Raw genomic sequence first — 15,682 nt, 5'->3', positions numbered from 1 at the left:
TCCGTCATTATTCATACAACTGGTTCAAAATTTAAATCTGACACTAATTAGAGCAGAATATTCCTGATATCGCACCCATTCATAAATACACTGGACCTTGCCCAGCACGCCGAGGGCTGGGATTATCAACGTTTCTGGTTGGCGGTACAGATACGATTAGTGAGCTGCCATGTGCGCTGGGGATTTGCTGGTAAGCAAGACGCTAAGCAGTCCACCCATAGCTGCAAAAACAGCCCCCAGAGCAAAGGCCAACTGGTAGCCGCCATTAAGCGCAGCAATTTCCGCAGTCCCCTGCCCCATCAAATATGTAGTTCTCATAGCAGCGAGACTAGCAAGCACAGCCAAGCCTAGCGCACCTCCCATCATGAACGAGGTATTGATAATGCCAGATGCCAAACCCGATTCTTTTGGTGATACATCGTTCATTGCAGCAAGCAGCATAGGGTTGAATGCAATACCTGCGCCCAAACCTAGCAGCAGCATGCCAGGCAACAGGTCAATGACAAAGTGACCATCCAACGGCATGCGGGCAAACAAGGCTAAGCCCAGCGCAGCCATCAGCAGACCTGCAATGAGCGGAATTTTAATACCAAAGCGCATGACCATTTTGGCCGAGATACCTAATGAAAATGCCGCCATGATAAGGTTGGCAGGTAAAAATCCGAGCCCAACCTGCATAGCGCTATAGCCCAGCACTAGCTGCATATACAAGGCTGAAATAAAGAACCAAGCGAACATTGATGCGGCCCACAACACCGCAGTGATATTAGAGATGGCTAGGTTGCGTAAACGAAACAGAGCCAGCGGTACCAGCGGTGTAGCAACGCGCTGTTCAATCGCAATGAAAGTCGCCAAGAAGGCAGCAGCGAGAATCAACATGCCTATCACTGACATTGAAGTCCAGCCCATTTCATTACCATTCACAATGGCATAAACTGCCAGCATAAGCGATGCAGTAATAGTGAATGCGCCAGCGATATCATGGCTGCTGGAATCTTGCTCAATATGGTCGCGGGGTATCAGCTTCATGCACAGCATCAATACCCCTATTCCGATTGGCAGGTTAACTAAAAATATCCAGTGCCAGTTGAACAGGCTAGTAAGTAGTCCACCCAGCAACACCCCGATACTACCGCCACCAGCACAGACAAATCCATATACACCCATCGCTTTTGCACGTTCACCTGGCTCAGTGAATAAATCCATAATCAATGACAAGGCCACGGCTGAGACAACGGCGCCACCTAGACCTTGTATCGCTCTGGCAACTACTAGAATGAGTTGGGTATTAGCCAAGCCGCAGGCCAATGAAGCAACCGTGAATAAAATCAACCCAATCAGGAATAATTTTCGATGCCCGTAATAATCACCTAAACGACCACCAAGTAATAAGAATCCACCAAAAGTCAGCATGTAGGCATTCACCACCCACACCAGAGATGTCTCGGTAAAACCCAAGTCTGCACGAATAGAAGGGAGCGCAACGTTGACGATAGTGGTATCGAGTACGATCATTAATTCGCCCAGACAAAGCACGATCAGTGTCATCCATCGTCTATTGAGTAGGGCTGTTAAGGACATCATGTCTCCTGAAAGGATTGATAGCGAATTGGCAAAAACTTAATTGCAGAGTGATTGAAAACTCTAGACTTTCAGCAATCTAAACAGCTGAAATCTTCAAATATTTCTGATAGAGCTGATCTTTAGTTTCAATAACATCGGGGTCAAACGGAATGCAGCTAACTGGGCACACCTGCTGGCATTGCGGCTCATCAAAGTGGCCAACACATTCGGTGCAGTGATTGGGGTCTATCACATAGATATACTCGCCTTGTGAGATCGCACCATTCGGGCATTCTGGCTCACATACATCGCAATTGATGCATTCATCTGTAATCATTAATGCCATATCAACCTAACGATTCTTACTAAGTTCGCTGATTTTCTGACTGATATGGTCTTGCACTAATGGCGAGACAAACTTACTGACATCGCCACCCAGTCTTGCGATTTCGCGCACCAGACTGGCAGAAATAAACATGTATTTCTCAGCAGGCGTCAGGAATAAGGTTTCGACTTCAGGAAACATATTGCGATTCATGCCAGCTAACTGAAACTCATATTCGAAGTCAGAAACTGCGCGCAAGCCACGGATGACCACATGCGCGCCCTGTGCTTTAACGAACTGCATGAGCAGGCCTGAAAAGCCCAACACTTTGACATTCGGACAATCTTTCAAGACCTCGGCAGCCATAGCAACACGCTCATCCAGACCAAAGAATGGCGCTTTACCTGGGCTTTGAGCTACTGCAATAATCACCTCGGGAAACAATCCCGCAGCGCGACGGACGATGTCCTCATGTCCCCGAGTAATAGGGTCAAAGGTACCTGGATAAACGACTTTAAGTGCTTTCATGGCGTGATTTTAACAGGTGATAAAAAACATTGCCCGCTTTGCCGTGTTTGATGACTTGCCAATGGTCATCATCTTCAATGGCAAACTCGGCCTCGGCATAGATAACACCTTCAGAACTCAAGTGGGAGCTCAATGTGGGCAAGAGCTTAGCCAGCCAGCCCTGATTGTAGGGAGGGTCAAGAAATATGACGTCAAATACCAACTGATTTTTTGCCAGAAACTGCACGGCGTCCATATTGAGGATTTGTGCAGTATCGGCATTTAGTTGCTGTTTATTCTGCTGTAGAGATTTATAGGCTGGAACAGCCTTTTCAACCATCACTACCTGCTGAGCCCCGCGAGATAATGCCTCAAACCCCATCACACCAGTCCCTGAAAAAAGGTCAAGGCAGGCCAAACTCTCTAAGTCTTGGCCCAGCCAGTTGAATAGTGTCTGGCGTACCCGGTCAGGTGTAGGGCGTAAACCTGGCAGGTCGGGGAAGGTCACCATACGGCTGCGCCACTCACCACCGCCTATTCTTACTTTATTGTTTGCTGACAAAATCGGGCTCAATTAAACAGTAAGCCCGATTTTATCATTTTCCTTCAGCGGCTGTGGCTGGTACATTCCCCGCCACGACTACAGTCACCATCTTGCTCGGGTCAATGCGACGACTAAATGCTTCTTTTATCTGTGCAGTAGTGACTTTATTCACATTAGTATTAAAGTCATCCAAAAAACTTAATGGCAGCTTGTAAAAGCCAATCACTGCAAGGTAATCCAGAATCTTGGCATTGCTATCCAAGCGCAGTGGGAAACCGCCAGTGATATTCAGCTTAGCGGCTTTCAATTCAGGTTCTGTGACTCCTTTAACGATAAAGGTATTCAGCGTTTCACGTACCAATTTCAAGGCGTCTTCAGACTGCTCACGCTTGGTTTGCAACCCAATCTGGAACGGACCTAATTCCGCCATCGGCATGAAGTAGCTGTAAACGCTGTAGACCAAGCCACGCTTCTCACGTACTTCTTCGGTCAGGCGTGAAACAAAGCCGCCACCGCCCAGAATATAGTTGCCGACATATAACGGAAAGTAATCAGGGTCTCCACGTTTCACACCAGGGTAGCCTATCAAAATGTGGGATTGCTTGGCTGGATGCGCAATGCGCTGCTCTTGGGCTTGTAGCGGATATGTCATTGCTGGAAGTGGTACGTTTGCAGAAGCTTGTGGTAAGCCTGCAGTTAATTTCTCCGCCAACTGGTTGGCCTGCTCGCGGGTGAGATCACCAATCATGGCAATCACTGCGCCTTTTGCTGCGTAATGGTTGGCATAATAAGACTGCAAATCACTGCGTATGATGGAATCAACGGTAGCAGGCTCCGCCAGACTGTCGTAAGCATAAGGATGGTTACCGTAAAGCGCCTTCATGAAGGCTTTACTAGCAATGCTATCTGGCTGGGTCGCAGACTCTTTCAGGCTTGCGATAATCCGTGATTTTTCACGTGCAAGCACGTTTTCAGGGAAATCTGGCTTTTGCAGAATCTGCGTATAGATATCCAGCGCCTGATTAAACTCACGTTCACTGCTCAAGCTGCGCAATTTAAAACTGGCTTTGTCCGCATCAAAATCACCACCAAGCTGCGCGCCCACATCGGCCATACGTTTGGAAATATCTTCGTCAGACAAACCACCAGCGCCCAGTGTCATCATGTAGCGCGTAATACTGGCCAGGCCTGCTTTGGCTAGCTCATCACGCGCGCTGCCTGCGGCAAAGTTCACGCTGAGGTCAATAATTGGCAGGTCATGGTTTTCAACATAATAAACATCAGCACCCGTGCTGGTTTGCCAATGCTGGATGTTCAACCCAGCGCTGGCCTGCAAACTGGCGCATAAAGCAGCCGCGCCGAATGCATATTTCAATAACTTGTTAATGAACATGTGGCTTACCTTTTGGCTTGTTATCGTTAGGGTCTATGGGCTGTGGGTCTAGCGTGGCGACTGTCAGGTTATCTTTCACCAAGTATTTCTGGGCAACTTGCTGCACTTGCTCAGGCGTTACTGCTGCAAGCTTGGCTGGATAATCTTTGAGAATACGCCACGAAAAACCGATGGTTTCCAGTTGGCCAATCTCCATACCCTGATAGAACATGGAGTCACGCTTATATACATCAGCCGCAATGGTTTGCGCTTTTACCCGCTGCAACTCTTCCTCCGTCACGCCCAGTGTCTTGATTTTTTCTATTTCACCTAATAAAGCAACTTCAAGATCAGCGGCAGTTTTGCCTTCGCTTGGCGTGCCATCTAACTCAAATAAACTAGTCGCACCGCGTTGCGTAGAGTCGTAGCCAGCGCTTGCATCAACCGCTACACGATCTTGGCGAACCAGATTCTGGTTCAGGCGTGCAGAGCCATTGCCACTCAATACGCTGGAGAGAATATCCAGCGCGTACGGCTCCCAGTCTTTGTCTGGGTCTTGCAAAGCTGGCACATGAAAGCCAAGCAACACATAAGGCAACTCAGCTGGGGCTTTGACGATAATACGGCGTTCACCGATTTGTGCTGGTTCAATCTGTGGTTTGCGCTCAGGCAATGGGCGCGCTTTGATCGGGCCGTAGTATTTCTTGGCAAGCTGGTAAACATCCTCCGCCTTCACATCGCCAACCACCACCAGCGTGGCATTATTCGGCGCGTACCATTTGTGGTACCACTCGCGGGCATCTTCCACCGTCATATTTTCCAGATCATTCATCCAGCCAACGACTGGGCGACCATAAGGATGCACCTGAAAAATCGTCGATTGATATTGCTCACTCACCATGGATTGCGGCTTGTCTTCAGTGCGCCAGCGACGCTCTTCCATCACCACCTTGATCTCTTTGGAGAACTCCTCCTTGCTCAAATCCAGGTTAGCCATGCGATCAGCTTCCAGCCTCATTGCCAGCGGCAATTGTGATTTTTCCAGTTGCTGAAAATAGCAGGTGTAATCACGATTGGTGAAAGCATTTTCCTTACCGCCAGCAGCTGCAATCAGGCGCGAGAACTGCCCTGCTTTAACGGCTTTAGTGCCTTTAAACATCATGTGTTCCAGCAAATGCGCCACGCCGGTTTTACCGTTGACCTCATCAATGCTGCCTGCTCGATACCACACTTGAGAAACTACGACTGGGGAGCGGTGGTCTTCCTGCACCACGATTTTGAGGCCGTTATCCAGCTTGAATTCCTGAATCTCGGCATGCGCAGCGAGTGGAAAAACCAGCATGAGCATGATTATTTTTTTGGTGAACACCTTGTGAATCTCCTTGTAACGCTATTGCTATAGTTTGAGTTAAGTCTGATTGGCAACCCTGTGACCCAGATAAATACTGCTTAGTTCGTGGCACGTCGCGTTGAATGCGTCTAAAATACTATGAAATTCAAGTGAAAGTTTCCCTGCCATTATTTATGTTCAACCTGTTCAAAAAAGATAAGCCTGCAGAACCAACGCCTATACCGCAACAACCTACAACTCTGCCATCTAGCATTCCCGAAGCTCCTATTTTAGACCAAGCAACAAACAATCTATCGTGGGCTGAAAAACTCAAGCAAGGGCTCAGCCGCACACGCAACCAGCTTGGTGGACAACTGGTAGGGCTATTTGGCGGCGGCAAGATTGATGATGATGTCTATGAAGAACTTGAAACGATTTTGCTCACATCGGATGTAGGCGTTGCCGCCACTCAAAAGCTGCTTGATGACATCAAGAACAGGGTAAAAAGACAAAGCCTGAGTGACAACAGCCAACTGCGCGAGGCGCTTAAACAGGCGCTACTTGAATTACTGACACCACTACAAAAACCACTGGTTACGTCAACGCACAAGCCCTTCGTCATCATGCTCACGGGTGTGAATGGCGCAGGTAAAACAACAACTATAGGCAAATTGGCCAACCAGTTTCAGGCTGAAGGTAAATCAGTATTGATCGCCGCTGGCGATACTTTCCGTGCAGCAGCGCGTGAGCAATTGCAGGTTTGGGGTGAGCGCAACAATGTCCATGTCGTTACGCAAGATGGCGGTGACCCAGCTGCCGTAATATTTGATGCGGTGAATTCTGCCAAGGCAAAAGGCATCGACATCGTAATGGCCGATACTGCTGGTCGCTTACCCACGCAGCTGAACTTGATGGAAGAAATTCGCAAGGTACAGCGTGTCATCGATAAAGCCTTGCCTGGCGCACCGCACGAAGTATTATTGGTGCTTGATGCCAACACAGGCCAGAATGCAGTGATGCAGGTGAATGCATTCGATGACGCGCTTGGCGTGACAGGCCTAGTACTAAGCAAGCTGGATGGCACCGCCAAAGGCGGCGTAATTGCAGCGATTGCGCAATCACGGCCTATCCCGATTCGCTACATTGGCGTTGGCGAAGACATTGCTGATTTGCGCCCTTTCAATGCCAGTGAATTCATAGAAGCGCTATTCTCATAATGGAAGCATGGAAATGATTCGTTTTGACCAAGTCAGCAAACGTTACCCTGGCAGCCATGAGGCGCTCAAAGGCGTTTCGTTCGAGCTGCAACAAGGTGAGATGGTGTTTGTGCTTGGGCACTCAGGCGCTGGCAAAAGTACCTTGCTTAAATTGATTGCAGGCATTGAGCGCCCCACATCTGGCACCGTGCTCATCAATAACCAGAATGTCAGTAAATTACGCCCCGCAGCGCTCCCCTATCTGCGCCGTAAGTTTGGCCTAGTCTTCCAGGACCACAAATTACTCTACGACCGCAACTGTTTTGAAAACGTGGCATTACCGCTCTATATCAATGGCGTCACAGGTAGTGAAGCTGGTAAGCGCATTCGTGCAGCGCTTGATAAAGTTGGCTTGCTAGGCAAGGAAAAAGCCATGCCGATCACCTTGTCTGGCGGTGAACAACAACGGCTGGCCATTGCCCGCGCTGTAGTCAGCAGACCATCGGTGCTAATTGCAGATGAACCCACGGGCAATCTTGATGAAAACTACGCGACCGAAATCATGGGTATTTTTGATGCCTTCAGGCAAGTCGGCGTTAGCGTGATTATCGCTACCCACAATCTGCACGACACCGGAGACGCACGCGTGCTGAGATTGAATCAGGGGCAATTGCTAAACGCTGAAGAAGGAACATTAATCTCATGAAGCAATGGCTCAACCAGCACCAGCAAGCCTTGCAGATAGTCCTTACGCGCATGCGCCATAACTTATTGGCGACGCTACTCATGTTCTGCGTGATGGGCGTGACACTATGCCTGCCCGGCATTCTCTATGTGATTGTGGATAACCTGAACCGCCTGGCGGGCGACATCAAGGGTGAGCCGCAGATCAGCCTGTTTCTGAAGCAGGATATCAAATCCGACACCACCGCTGATCTCGATACAAAACTGAGCGAGCATGCAGCAGTTAAAACTTATCGTTTCGTCAGTAAAGATGCAGCATGGCAAGATTTACAAGCGACTAGCGGCGCTACCGAAATCGCCCATAATCTCGAAAAAAACCCACTGCCTGACGCCTATTTCGTGACCCCTAAAAACATAGAGCCAGCCGCGATTGAAGCGCTACAGCAAGAAATGCAGCAATGGCCTGGCGTTGAAATCGCCCAAGCTGATGCCAATTGGGTAAAACGGCTTTATGCAATGCTGGAGCTAGGCAAAAAAGCAATTCTCGCTCTAGTGTTGTTGCTTGGTTTTGCCTTGATTGCCATTATCGGCAACACCATACGGCTGCAAATACTTACGCAACGAGAAGAGATCGAAGTCAGCAGGCTGATAGGCGCAACTGACCGTTTTATACGCAGACCATTTTTATACGCAGGTGCTATTTATGGCTTGGGCGGCGGCTTAGCTGCGACTTTGTTTCTGGCAAGTGTCATTACCCTATTCAATAGCTCAGTGACTGAGATTGCCGCATCTTACGGCAGTAATTTCCATCTAGCTCTGCCTGATTTTGCTACCAGCGTGGTCATGATTGCTAGTGCACTGAGTTTAGGCTGGATTGGGTCTTACATTGCTGTAGGGCGTTCGTTGTCAAAACTGAACTAGTTTCAATTAATGAGTTGAACACCTGCAACTGCCGCAGGTCTTAAAGTCAGAGTTTTTCACCAAAAAATTTGTAAATCTTTGTAATCAATAGAAGATATTCAGGCGTGATTTTGTGAATCACACTAAAATTACATTTCACTGAGTATATTCTCCAGATCACTTACCCCTGTCATTTGGAATCATTTGTTGTTTATGCGTCTTTTGCCAGCACAATCTAATCTCCAAAACATCAAGGCAATTCAGCATTGACTGGGACTGACATCAATCTTGGCTTAAAGCCAAATGTAGAACCCAAAGCACCATTGCCTATCTGGGAATTACCGCCCAGAGGCGATTTCTACCTCAATTTCCGTATCAGTCGCAATACGCTGATTGCAGTTATTGTTTCACTGCTGATTCATGCACTGCTAATACTATTCGTGTTGAAAGCGGTACCTAATGCATTAAATCCTCCAACTGCACCGCCTGAACAATCACCTATCGTCGTGCAGCTTGGTGAACCTAAAAAACAGCCACCCGCCGAAGTTGCACCGCCCAACGAAGTCACGCCTGAACCTAATCCAGTGATTGTGCCCAGAAAACAGCGCACGCCGCCTAAACCGCGCCCTGTGCCGCCAACACCGCCAGTGATCGCCACGCAAAAACCTGCACCAAGTTCCGCTGCGCAACCGACCACGCCAGCACCGACTGACATGCAATCTTATGTGAATGCGATGCGAGCCAAGCGCTTGGCCAATCAATCGCCTGAAGAAACCGCAGCAGCAGCGGAGAATGCAGCATCTATGGCCACTGAGCGAGGCCCAACCGAAGAAGAAAAGCGCGATGCCATTATCAAGAAAAATCTGCAACCACAGGGAGGTGGCGGTGGTGTATTCCAGATCACCAGTAAGGGCACCTACAATGCACAATTCTCGTTTAATGGCTGGAAAAAGAACTCGTTAATTGCTGAACACCAAGTCATCAATGTTGAAGCGAATAGGGGTGAAGATATTAACCGTGCAATCGTCAAAAAGATGATTGCGATTATTCGCAAGGATTATCCAGGTGACTTTACCTGGGAGTCTGTCAGGCTGGGGCGAACCGTCACTAAGTCGGCAAGAATTGAGGACAATGATGAACTGGAAAACTTCCTCATGGGCGAGTTTTTCGGTGGCGGCGGTAAATCTTTTAATTAAGTAGAGATTCAACATGTAAGCCAAGCTCAATTCTCACGACTAAGTTTTATAGACTTATTCATCTGGAGAATTCAAATGTCGTTCGCTCGCTTATTCGCCATTTATCTGGGCACAGCCTCAATGCTCATCACCCCGTATATCAATGCCGCATGTGTCGCACAAAGCGGTAAAGAACGCGTACCGCTACTGGAGCTTTACACTTCAGAAGGCTGTAGCAGTTGCCCGCCAGCAGAGCAATGGCTGAGTAGTATCAATGCTGCAGGGTATTCCTTAGACAAAGTAGTACCTCTGGCTTTTCATGTGGATTACTGGGATTACATAGGCTGGAAAGACCGCTTTGCCAAGCCAGAATACAGTGCACGGCAGAATGAAGTGGCGAGCATGGGTAACTCTCGTTTCGTCTATACACCACAAGTCGTATTTAATGGCTCAGACTTTCGCGGCTGGCAGCAAAATTCACGATTTAATCAATCCATCAACGACCAACTCAAACAGCCCGCACGAGCCAACCTGAGTTTGAATATAGAGCCTAATGCTAATGGCGATTTGTCATTGAGAGTCTCGGCACAAACCCTGCAAGCCAATGACAGTAAAAATGCTGATATCTTTATCGCAATCTACGAAAACAAGCTTTCGAGCCAGGTCAATGCAGGTGAAAACAGTGGGCGAAAACTAGACCACGATTACGTGGTGCGCGAGTTTTATGGCCCATTCAAGCTGGATGGCAATGATGCCAACAATGTCGGCTGGCAACGTACCATTACGCTTAAATCGGAGTGGAAAGCTCGCAATGCAGGGGTTGCCACTTTTGTGCAAGACCGAACCAATGGTGCGGTGTTACAGGCACTAGCATTGAAAATATGTAGCTAGGCAACCTGTTAATTTCATAATGCCAAGGCAGCAAGCACCAGCAGAAATCCAAGCATTGAAATCATCCACACAACCGTGCGCACTACAGGTACGCCGAATGCATAAAGTGGCAGATAAACTAGGCGTGCAATGAGATAAGTGACAGCGCCGACTTCTGTCATCCAGTTGGTTTTATTCGCTACCGTGGCAATCAATATGGCGATGGCGAATAATGGCAGGGTTTCAAACAGGTTGGCTTGTGCACGGGCAAGTCTTGCTGCTAGTGGATTAAGCTCTGGCATTTCGCCGTCGCGTGCGCTCACATTCCACTGGGTACCGTATTGTTTGGTACGTGCTTGCCCAGCCATCATGATTTGTACAACGGCAAGTACCACTAGCCATGCTAAACAGGATAATTCTAATGTCATGTTTTTCTCCTAATTAATTGGTCGTTATTAAAGCCTAATTAAGCTTGATTTTGAAATAGCATCACCCCACATATTATTGTGTCTGATAAATTGATGCGCAGGCTTTATAATGTATGGCACTAATCTAATTTAGCCCAGTCATATAGCAAGCTTGATTTTATCGCGTGAGCACATATAACAAACAATAAAGAGATTCCAATTGAGTGAGCAACTAACCCGCCGTCTTAAATTATTTTCGTATGAGGCTCACCGCAAATTACTGGCGCAGGGATTACGCGGTATAGAGCGTGAAGCTTTAAGGGTAGATGCCACAGGAAATCTCTCGCAGAAGCCGCATCCAATATCACTTGGTTCAACACTCACCCATCCGCAAATCACTACTGATTACTCTGAGTCACTGCTTGAATTTATCACTCCAACTGGGCGCGATATTGAATCTGTACTAGCTCAGCTGGACGCAGTGCATCGCTTTAGCTACACCGCACTTGGCGACGAATTATTATGGAGTCAATCCATGCCCTGTGACCTGCCAGAAGAAGAACATATCCCGATTGCTACCTACGGCAAGTCACATATCGGTATGCTCAAGCATGTGTATAGACAAGGCCTAGCTTTGCGCTATGGCAGAACCATGCAATGTATCGCAGGCATACACTACAACTTCTCGATGTCTGAGGATATCTGGCGTTTACTCAAGAACACAGAAGAAGCTGGCGGCACTGCCATGAGTTACCAGTCCGAGAGCTATATTGCGCTATTGCGCAACTTTCACCGATATAGCTGGCTGCTCATGTATCTGTTCGGCGCGTCACCTGCCGTCGCCAAGCAGTTTATGCGGGGCAATCCTCATGGATTAGAAGCATTGTCGGAAGATACCTTATACCTACCCTACGCCACCAGCCTCCGTATGAGCGACCTCGGGTACCAGAACAATGTGCAGGCGGGGCTAATGAAGCCAATTAACTCGTTGCGTGATTACATGGTAAGCCTTGCACGCGGCGTGCGCGAGCCGTATCCGCCGTATGAGGAACTTGGCATACAACGGGATGGTGAATGGGTACAGATCAACGCAAACATTCTGCAGGTCGAGAATGAGTTTTACGCCACAATACGCCCCAAGCGCGTCATCCGCACTGGCGAACGCCCACTGGAAGCGCTCTGTTCACGCGGGGTGCAATATATTGAAGTGCGATGTATGGACGTTGACCCGTTCAACCCCATCGGTATTACTCTGGAAACCTCGCGCTTTATTGATGCGTTTTTACACTTCTGTGCATTTACAGATAGCCCAGCCACAAGTGAAGCTGAAGATGCCGAAAATAAAGATAACTTTGCTCGCACGGTGAAAGAAGGCCGCCGCCCAGGCTTTACCTTGCAACGCAATGGTGAAGCCATTGAACTCAAAACCTGGGGGCTAGAACTGCTAACCGAAATTAGCAAAATTGCAGATTTACTAGATGCGCAGCATGGTGACTCAGTACATGCGAATGCACTAGCTGTTCAAAAAGAGAAACTAATCTCAGTAGAACTCACGCCATCAGCCAAGGTATTAGAGGCGATTCATGCGCATGGTGGCTCATTCAAAACTTTTGCCCTGCATCAAAGCCAAATTCATGCAGAAGACTTCAAGTCACGCCCATTGAGCGCGGAAGAGCTAGCCAGTTTTGAAGAGATGGCTCAAACATCGCTCAATGAACAAGCACAGATTGAAGCAACACAGACGGGCGACTTCGATGCCTTTATCAAGGACTATCGAGCAAGAACGCCAAGCCATCTGTGTCAGTAGATGAGGCATTTTCAGCATAGTGATTGACCAGTTGCCTCACTTCGTAAGCCACCTCTAGCGCGGTTAGGCCTATTGGGCCTATGCCCTTATTGACAAGGCTATCTGCAGCCATCGCATGCAACAACACCGCCAGTCGGGTTGCATCCCAGACGTTCAGGCTATTACGTACGCCCTGCCCGATTAACGCGGCAATAACGCCAGTCAACACATCACCCATACCCGCCGTTGCCATACCGGGATTACCTGCGCTACATATCTCTGGAGCATGTTCTGGAGAAGCTACAAGACTGCCAGAGCCCTTGAGCACACATATAGCTTTTGTCATTTTCACTAAGGCATTAATGCTGGCAATGCGGTCAGCTTGTATGGCCTGATTAGATAACTGCAACAAACGGCCAGCCTCACCTGGATGAGGCGTTAATACTGATGGTGCTTTACGCTTTTGCAACAAACCTATCAAAGCATAATCTGCCGCCAACAGATTCAGGGCATCTGCATCAATCACCAATGGAACATCCATCAAGAACACCTGTGCTAACAAGGCCTTGGCTTGTTCACTTGTGCCCATGCCAGGCCCAATTGCGATTACATCGGGATTGATATCACCAAAGTCGATAGTCTCAACATGTCGCAACATCATTTCTGGTTGCGCTTGCATCACAGCGGGTGCGTTGGTTGATAAAAAGGCTATAACCACCCAACCCGCGCCGCTATGCAGAGCGGCCTGCCCAGAGAGCAAAGGCGCACCAACCATGCCAGCCGCGCCGCCAATAATCAGCACTTTGCCATAGTCACCCTTATGCGAATCAGGCTTGCGTTTGAGTCGTCCGAGTAAAGGTAAAGCATTTATTGCATTCATATTTAATTGCCTATGGCTGGTTTCAATATCAATCGAATGAATCTTATATATACTCTTATTCAATCATGTTTGCGAAATCGTAGGGCGTACTTTTCTGCTATCGCGGATTATCTGCACACATATCAAAAGGGGAAAACATGGAAGTCAAAATGGTCACCACCGTACTCGAACTGCCAGGCTACGAAATTACCCAAAATATTGGCGTTGTCAGGGGCATAGTTGTGCGCTCACGTTCTATTGTCGGTTCATTCTTTGGTAGTCTGCAGACAATTTTAGGTGGCAATATTACGGTCTATACCACGCTGTGTGAACAGGCTAGACGTGATGCTTTCCAACTCATGTGTAAACAAGCAGAAAAACATGGGGCAAATGCGATTATTGGTGCAAGATACGATGCCACCGAGATTATGGCAGGCGTCACAGAAGTGCTCTGTTATGGCACCGCTGTCGTGGTTAAGCCTAAATAAAAATCCTTGAATAGCTAAAGGAGTCACTATGAAATCCAGCATCTTATTGGGGGCAGGTCTCTTCGTTTTATCTATTGTGCTAGGACTAGCACAAATCTGGGTCACGCCTTGGTCTGCAGAGATTTTCGCCAAAATCGAACTCACGTTAGGTGCTTTTCTTGTAATAGATATCGTGCTGATATACGTAATAAAAGAATACAACGCTTACAAAGTCATCAATCAAAGTGAAAATTTAGACTAACTAATTAAGAAACTCTCATGACCATTGCTTTAACATCTGCCCTAGAAAACAGCTCAACCATCTGCACACTCTTCAGCAGGCTGGGCGTAGCAGTATTAGTTGGTGGAATGCTGGGTTTAAATCGCGACTTGCATGGCAAACCTGCAGGATTACGAACGCATGCACTAGTAACATTAGGCGCAGCGACGGCAACACTGGTGATTCTAAATTTACAACCTTTCGGTAGCCCGACTGACCCCAGCGCTTTGAGCCATGTGCTGCAAGGCATACTTACTGGTATCGGGTTTTTAGGTGCTGGAGTAATCATCAGGGATCCTGAAGGGCATGTTTCTGGCTTGACTACTGCTGCCACTATCTGGGTAGCCGCAGTCATGGGGGTTCTCTGTGGTGCAGGTTACTGGCCACTCATATTAGTTTCCAGTTTTTTGATTATGGCAGTGTTAACCCTTGGAAGATCAATTGAAAAACTAGTTGAGCGTTTGTTTAGAAAAAACCAGCCCACATCTAAAGAGCCCCCACATACTCAATAAACATATCTGAATGTTTGCATAACATTCGCTTTTAATATCAACATTTAGCTACAAAACGATACAAAAATCCGCAACGGAACTTGTCTTGTTAGAGATACTATTAACATAATAAAAATAGTGCCCTCAAGCGCTAATTCACGCATTTCAAACGGGAATCTATGTAGTGAACAGAACCCACACTTTAGAAATTCCAGCCAACATTCTCATCGTTGATGATGATTTGGATATCAGGCAATTGCTTGCCGAATATCTTGAGGAGCACGGCTATAAAACCTTTGTCGCCGCCAATGGCACAGCTATGTGGAATATTCTGCAAAATTCGAACATTCACTTGGTGGTGCTGGATTTGAATCTACCAGGGGAAAACGGCTTTCAGCTATGCAAGCAGTTTCGCGAAAAATCCGACCTACCCATCATCATGCTTACGGCCAGGAGTGCTTCTCTAGACCGTATTCTCGGGCTTGAAATGGGTGCAGATGATTACGTGTGCAAACCGTTTGAGCCGCGCGAACTGCTGTCGCGGATTCGCAATGTGTTACGCCGCATGCAAATGACTAGTGAAGAGAAAAAGGCTGTAGAGCCCAAACGTATTCACTTTGCCAACTGGACATTAGATGTCGTGGCTCGACACCTAGTGAATTCTAAAGATGTGATCATCTCGCTATCTGGTGCTGAGTATCGTTTGTTGCAAATATTTCTCGACCATGCCAATCAGGTGCTGAATCGCGACCATCTGCTTAACCTGACCCAAGGTCGCGACGCTGACCCGTTTGATCGGGTCGTGGATATTCAAGTGAGTCGCCTACGACAAAAAATAGAAGTGGATTCCAAGAATCCTCAAATCATCAAAACTGTGCGCAATGAGGGCTATGTGTTAGCCACCGCTATAGAGATTGAGAGTTGAT

General features: G+C 47.8%; 18 protein-coding genes. 10 read left to right on the top strand and 8 right to left on the bottom strand.

Going from position 1 to position 15,682, the window contains the following annotated elements:
• Positions 1-156 precede the first annotated feature (156 nt).
• From ZMTM_RS04255 to ZMTM_RS04230, 6 genes are all read right to left on the bottom strand, one after another.
• Entirely contained in the window at positions 157-1,584 is a 1,428-nt protein-coding gene (locus ZMTM_RS04255; RefSeq protein ID WP_225907094.1) for a DHA2 family efflux MFS transporter permease subunit, read from the bottom strand.
• A 76-nt stretch (positions 1,585-1,660) separates the two neighbouring features.
• Positions 1,661-1,909, bottom strand: a complete 249-nt coding sequence (locus ZMTM_RS04250) for a YfhL family 4Fe-4S dicluster ferredoxin (protein ID WP_221765075.1) — start codon at positions 1,907-1,909, stop codon at positions 1,661-1,663.
• A gap of 6 nt (positions 1,910-1,915) precedes the next feature.
• Positions 1,916-2,416, bottom strand: coding sequence for a pantetheine-phosphate adenylyltransferase (coaD, locus tag ZMTM_RS04245; protein WP_221765074.1), 501 nt, complete (start codon positions 2,414-2,416; stop codon positions 1,916-1,918).
• Positions 2,403-2,957 carry a 16S rRNA (guanine(966)-N(2))-methyltransferase RsmD gene (rsmD, locus tag ZMTM_RS04240; RefSeq protein ID WP_221765073.1) on the bottom strand — a complete coding sequence of 185 codons (555 nt, stop codon included), beginning with the start codon at positions 2,955-2,957 and terminating at the stop codon, positions 2,403-2,405. The genes coaD and rsmD overlap by 14 nt, the downstream gene beginning before the upstream one ends.
• Before the next feature lie 34 nt (positions 2,958-2,991).
• Entirely contained in the window at positions 2,992-4,332 is a 1,341-nt protein-coding gene (locus ZMTM_RS04235) for a M16 family metallopeptidase (RefSeq protein ID WP_221765072.1), read from the bottom strand.
• Positions 4,322-5,659, bottom strand: a complete 1,338-nt coding sequence (locus ZMTM_RS04230) for a M16 family metallopeptidase (RefSeq protein ID WP_221765576.1) — start codon at positions 5,657-5,659, stop codon at positions 4,322-4,324. The genes ZMTM_RS04235 and ZMTM_RS04230 overlap by 11 nt, the downstream gene beginning before the upstream one ends.
• 176 nt (positions 5,660-5,835) lie before the next feature.
• Between ZMTM_RS04230 and ftsY the strand changes: the two genes are divergently transcribed.
• From ftsY to ZMTM_RS04205, 5 genes are all read left to right on the top strand, one after another.
• Positions 5,836-6,858, top strand: a complete 1,023-nt coding sequence (gene ftsY, locus ZMTM_RS04225) for a signal recognition particle-docking protein FtsY (protein ID WP_221765575.1) — start codon at positions 5,836-5,838, stop codon at positions 6,856-6,858.
• Between the two features lie 13 nt (positions 6,859-6,871).
• Positions 6,872-7,543 (top strand): cell division ATP-binding protein FtsE, encoded by a 672-nt coding sequence (gene ftsE / locus ZMTM_RS04220; protein WP_221765574.1) that lies wholly within the window; start codon positions 6,872-6,874, stop codon positions 7,541-7,543.
• A complete protein-coding gene (gene ftsX / locus ZMTM_RS04215; protein WP_221765071.1) occupies positions 7,540-8,442 on the top strand; it encodes a permease-like cell division protein FtsX in 903 nt (300 codons plus the stop codon). Before ftsE ends, ftsX begins: the two co-directional genes overlap by 4 nt.
• 245 nt (positions 8,443-8,687) lie before the next feature.
• On the top strand, positions 8,688-9,617 hold the full coding sequence (locus ZMTM_RS04210) for a hypothetical protein (protein ID WP_225907093.1): 930 nt from the start codon (positions 8,688-8,690) through the stop codon (positions 9,615-9,617).
• A gap of 75 nt (positions 9,618-9,692) precedes the next feature.
• Positions 9,693-10,487, top strand: a complete 795-nt coding sequence (locus ZMTM_RS04205; RefSeq protein ID WP_221765070.1) for a DUF1223 domain-containing protein — start codon at positions 9,693-9,695, stop codon at positions 10,485-10,487.
• 14 nt (positions 10,488-10,501) lie between these two features.
• Here ZMTM_RS04205 and ZMTM_RS04200 read toward each other — a convergent pair whose 3' ends face one another.
• Complete coding sequence (locus tag ZMTM_RS04200) at positions 10,502-10,894, bottom strand: MAPEG family protein (RefSeq protein WP_221765069.1); 393 nt, start codon at positions 10,892-10,894, stop codon at positions 10,502-10,504.
• A gap of 199 nt (positions 10,895-11,093) precedes the next feature.
• Here ZMTM_RS04200 and gshA point away from each other — a divergent pair, with 199 nt between their 5' ends.
• Entirely contained in the window at positions 11,094-12,680 is a 1,587-nt protein-coding gene (gene gshA, locus ZMTM_RS04195; protein WP_221765068.1) for a glutamate--cysteine ligase, read from the top strand.
• On the opposite strand, the gene ZMTM_RS04190 is transcribed toward gshA, so the two are convergent.
• Positions 12,637-13,539 (bottom strand): NAD(P)H-hydrate dehydratase, encoded by a 903-nt coding sequence (locus ZMTM_RS04190; protein WP_221765067.1) that lies wholly within the window; start codon positions 13,537-13,539, stop codon positions 12,637-12,639. The two genes, gshA and ZMTM_RS04190, sit on opposite strands and share 44 nt — an antisense overlap.
• Positions 13,540-13,676: 137 nt before the next feature.
• Between ZMTM_RS04190 and ZMTM_RS04185 the strand changes: the two genes are divergently transcribed.
• The 4 genes from ZMTM_RS04185 (at position 13,677) to ZMTM_RS04170 (ending at position 15,681) form a co-directional block, all read left to right on the top strand.
• Complete coding sequence (locus tag ZMTM_RS04185; RefSeq protein ID WP_221765066.1) at positions 13,677-14,006, top strand: YbjQ family protein; 330 nt, start codon at positions 13,677-13,679, stop codon at positions 14,004-14,006.
• A gap of 28 nt (positions 14,007-14,034) precedes the next feature.
• Positions 14,035-14,247 carry a hypothetical protein gene (locus ZMTM_RS04180; RefSeq protein WP_221765065.1) on the top strand — a complete coding sequence of 71 codons (213 nt, stop codon included), beginning with the start codon at positions 14,035-14,037 and terminating at the stop codon, positions 14,245-14,247.
• 17 nt (positions 14,248-14,264) lie between these two features.
• Positions 14,265-14,777: an MgtC/SapB family protein gene (locus ZMTM_RS04175; RefSeq protein ID WP_221765064.1), complete on the top strand. Its 513-nt coding sequence runs from the start codon at positions 14,265-14,267 to the stop codon at positions 14,775-14,777.
• A 163-nt stretch (positions 14,778-14,940) separates the two neighbouring features.
• A complete protein-coding gene (locus ZMTM_RS04170; protein ID WP_225907092.1) occupies positions 14,941-15,681 on the top strand; it encodes a response regulator in 741 nt (246 codons plus the stop codon).
• Position 15,682 lies beyond the last annotated feature (1 nt).

The sequence above is a fragment of the Methyloradius palustris genome, assembly GCF_019703875.1.
Taxonomy (GTDB): Bacteria; Pseudomonadota; Gammaproteobacteria; order Burkholderiales; family Methylophilaceae; genus Methyloradius; species Methyloradius palustris.
Note: the sequence above shows the minus strand (reverse complement) of the source record. Positions and strands in the feature narration are given on the sequence as shown.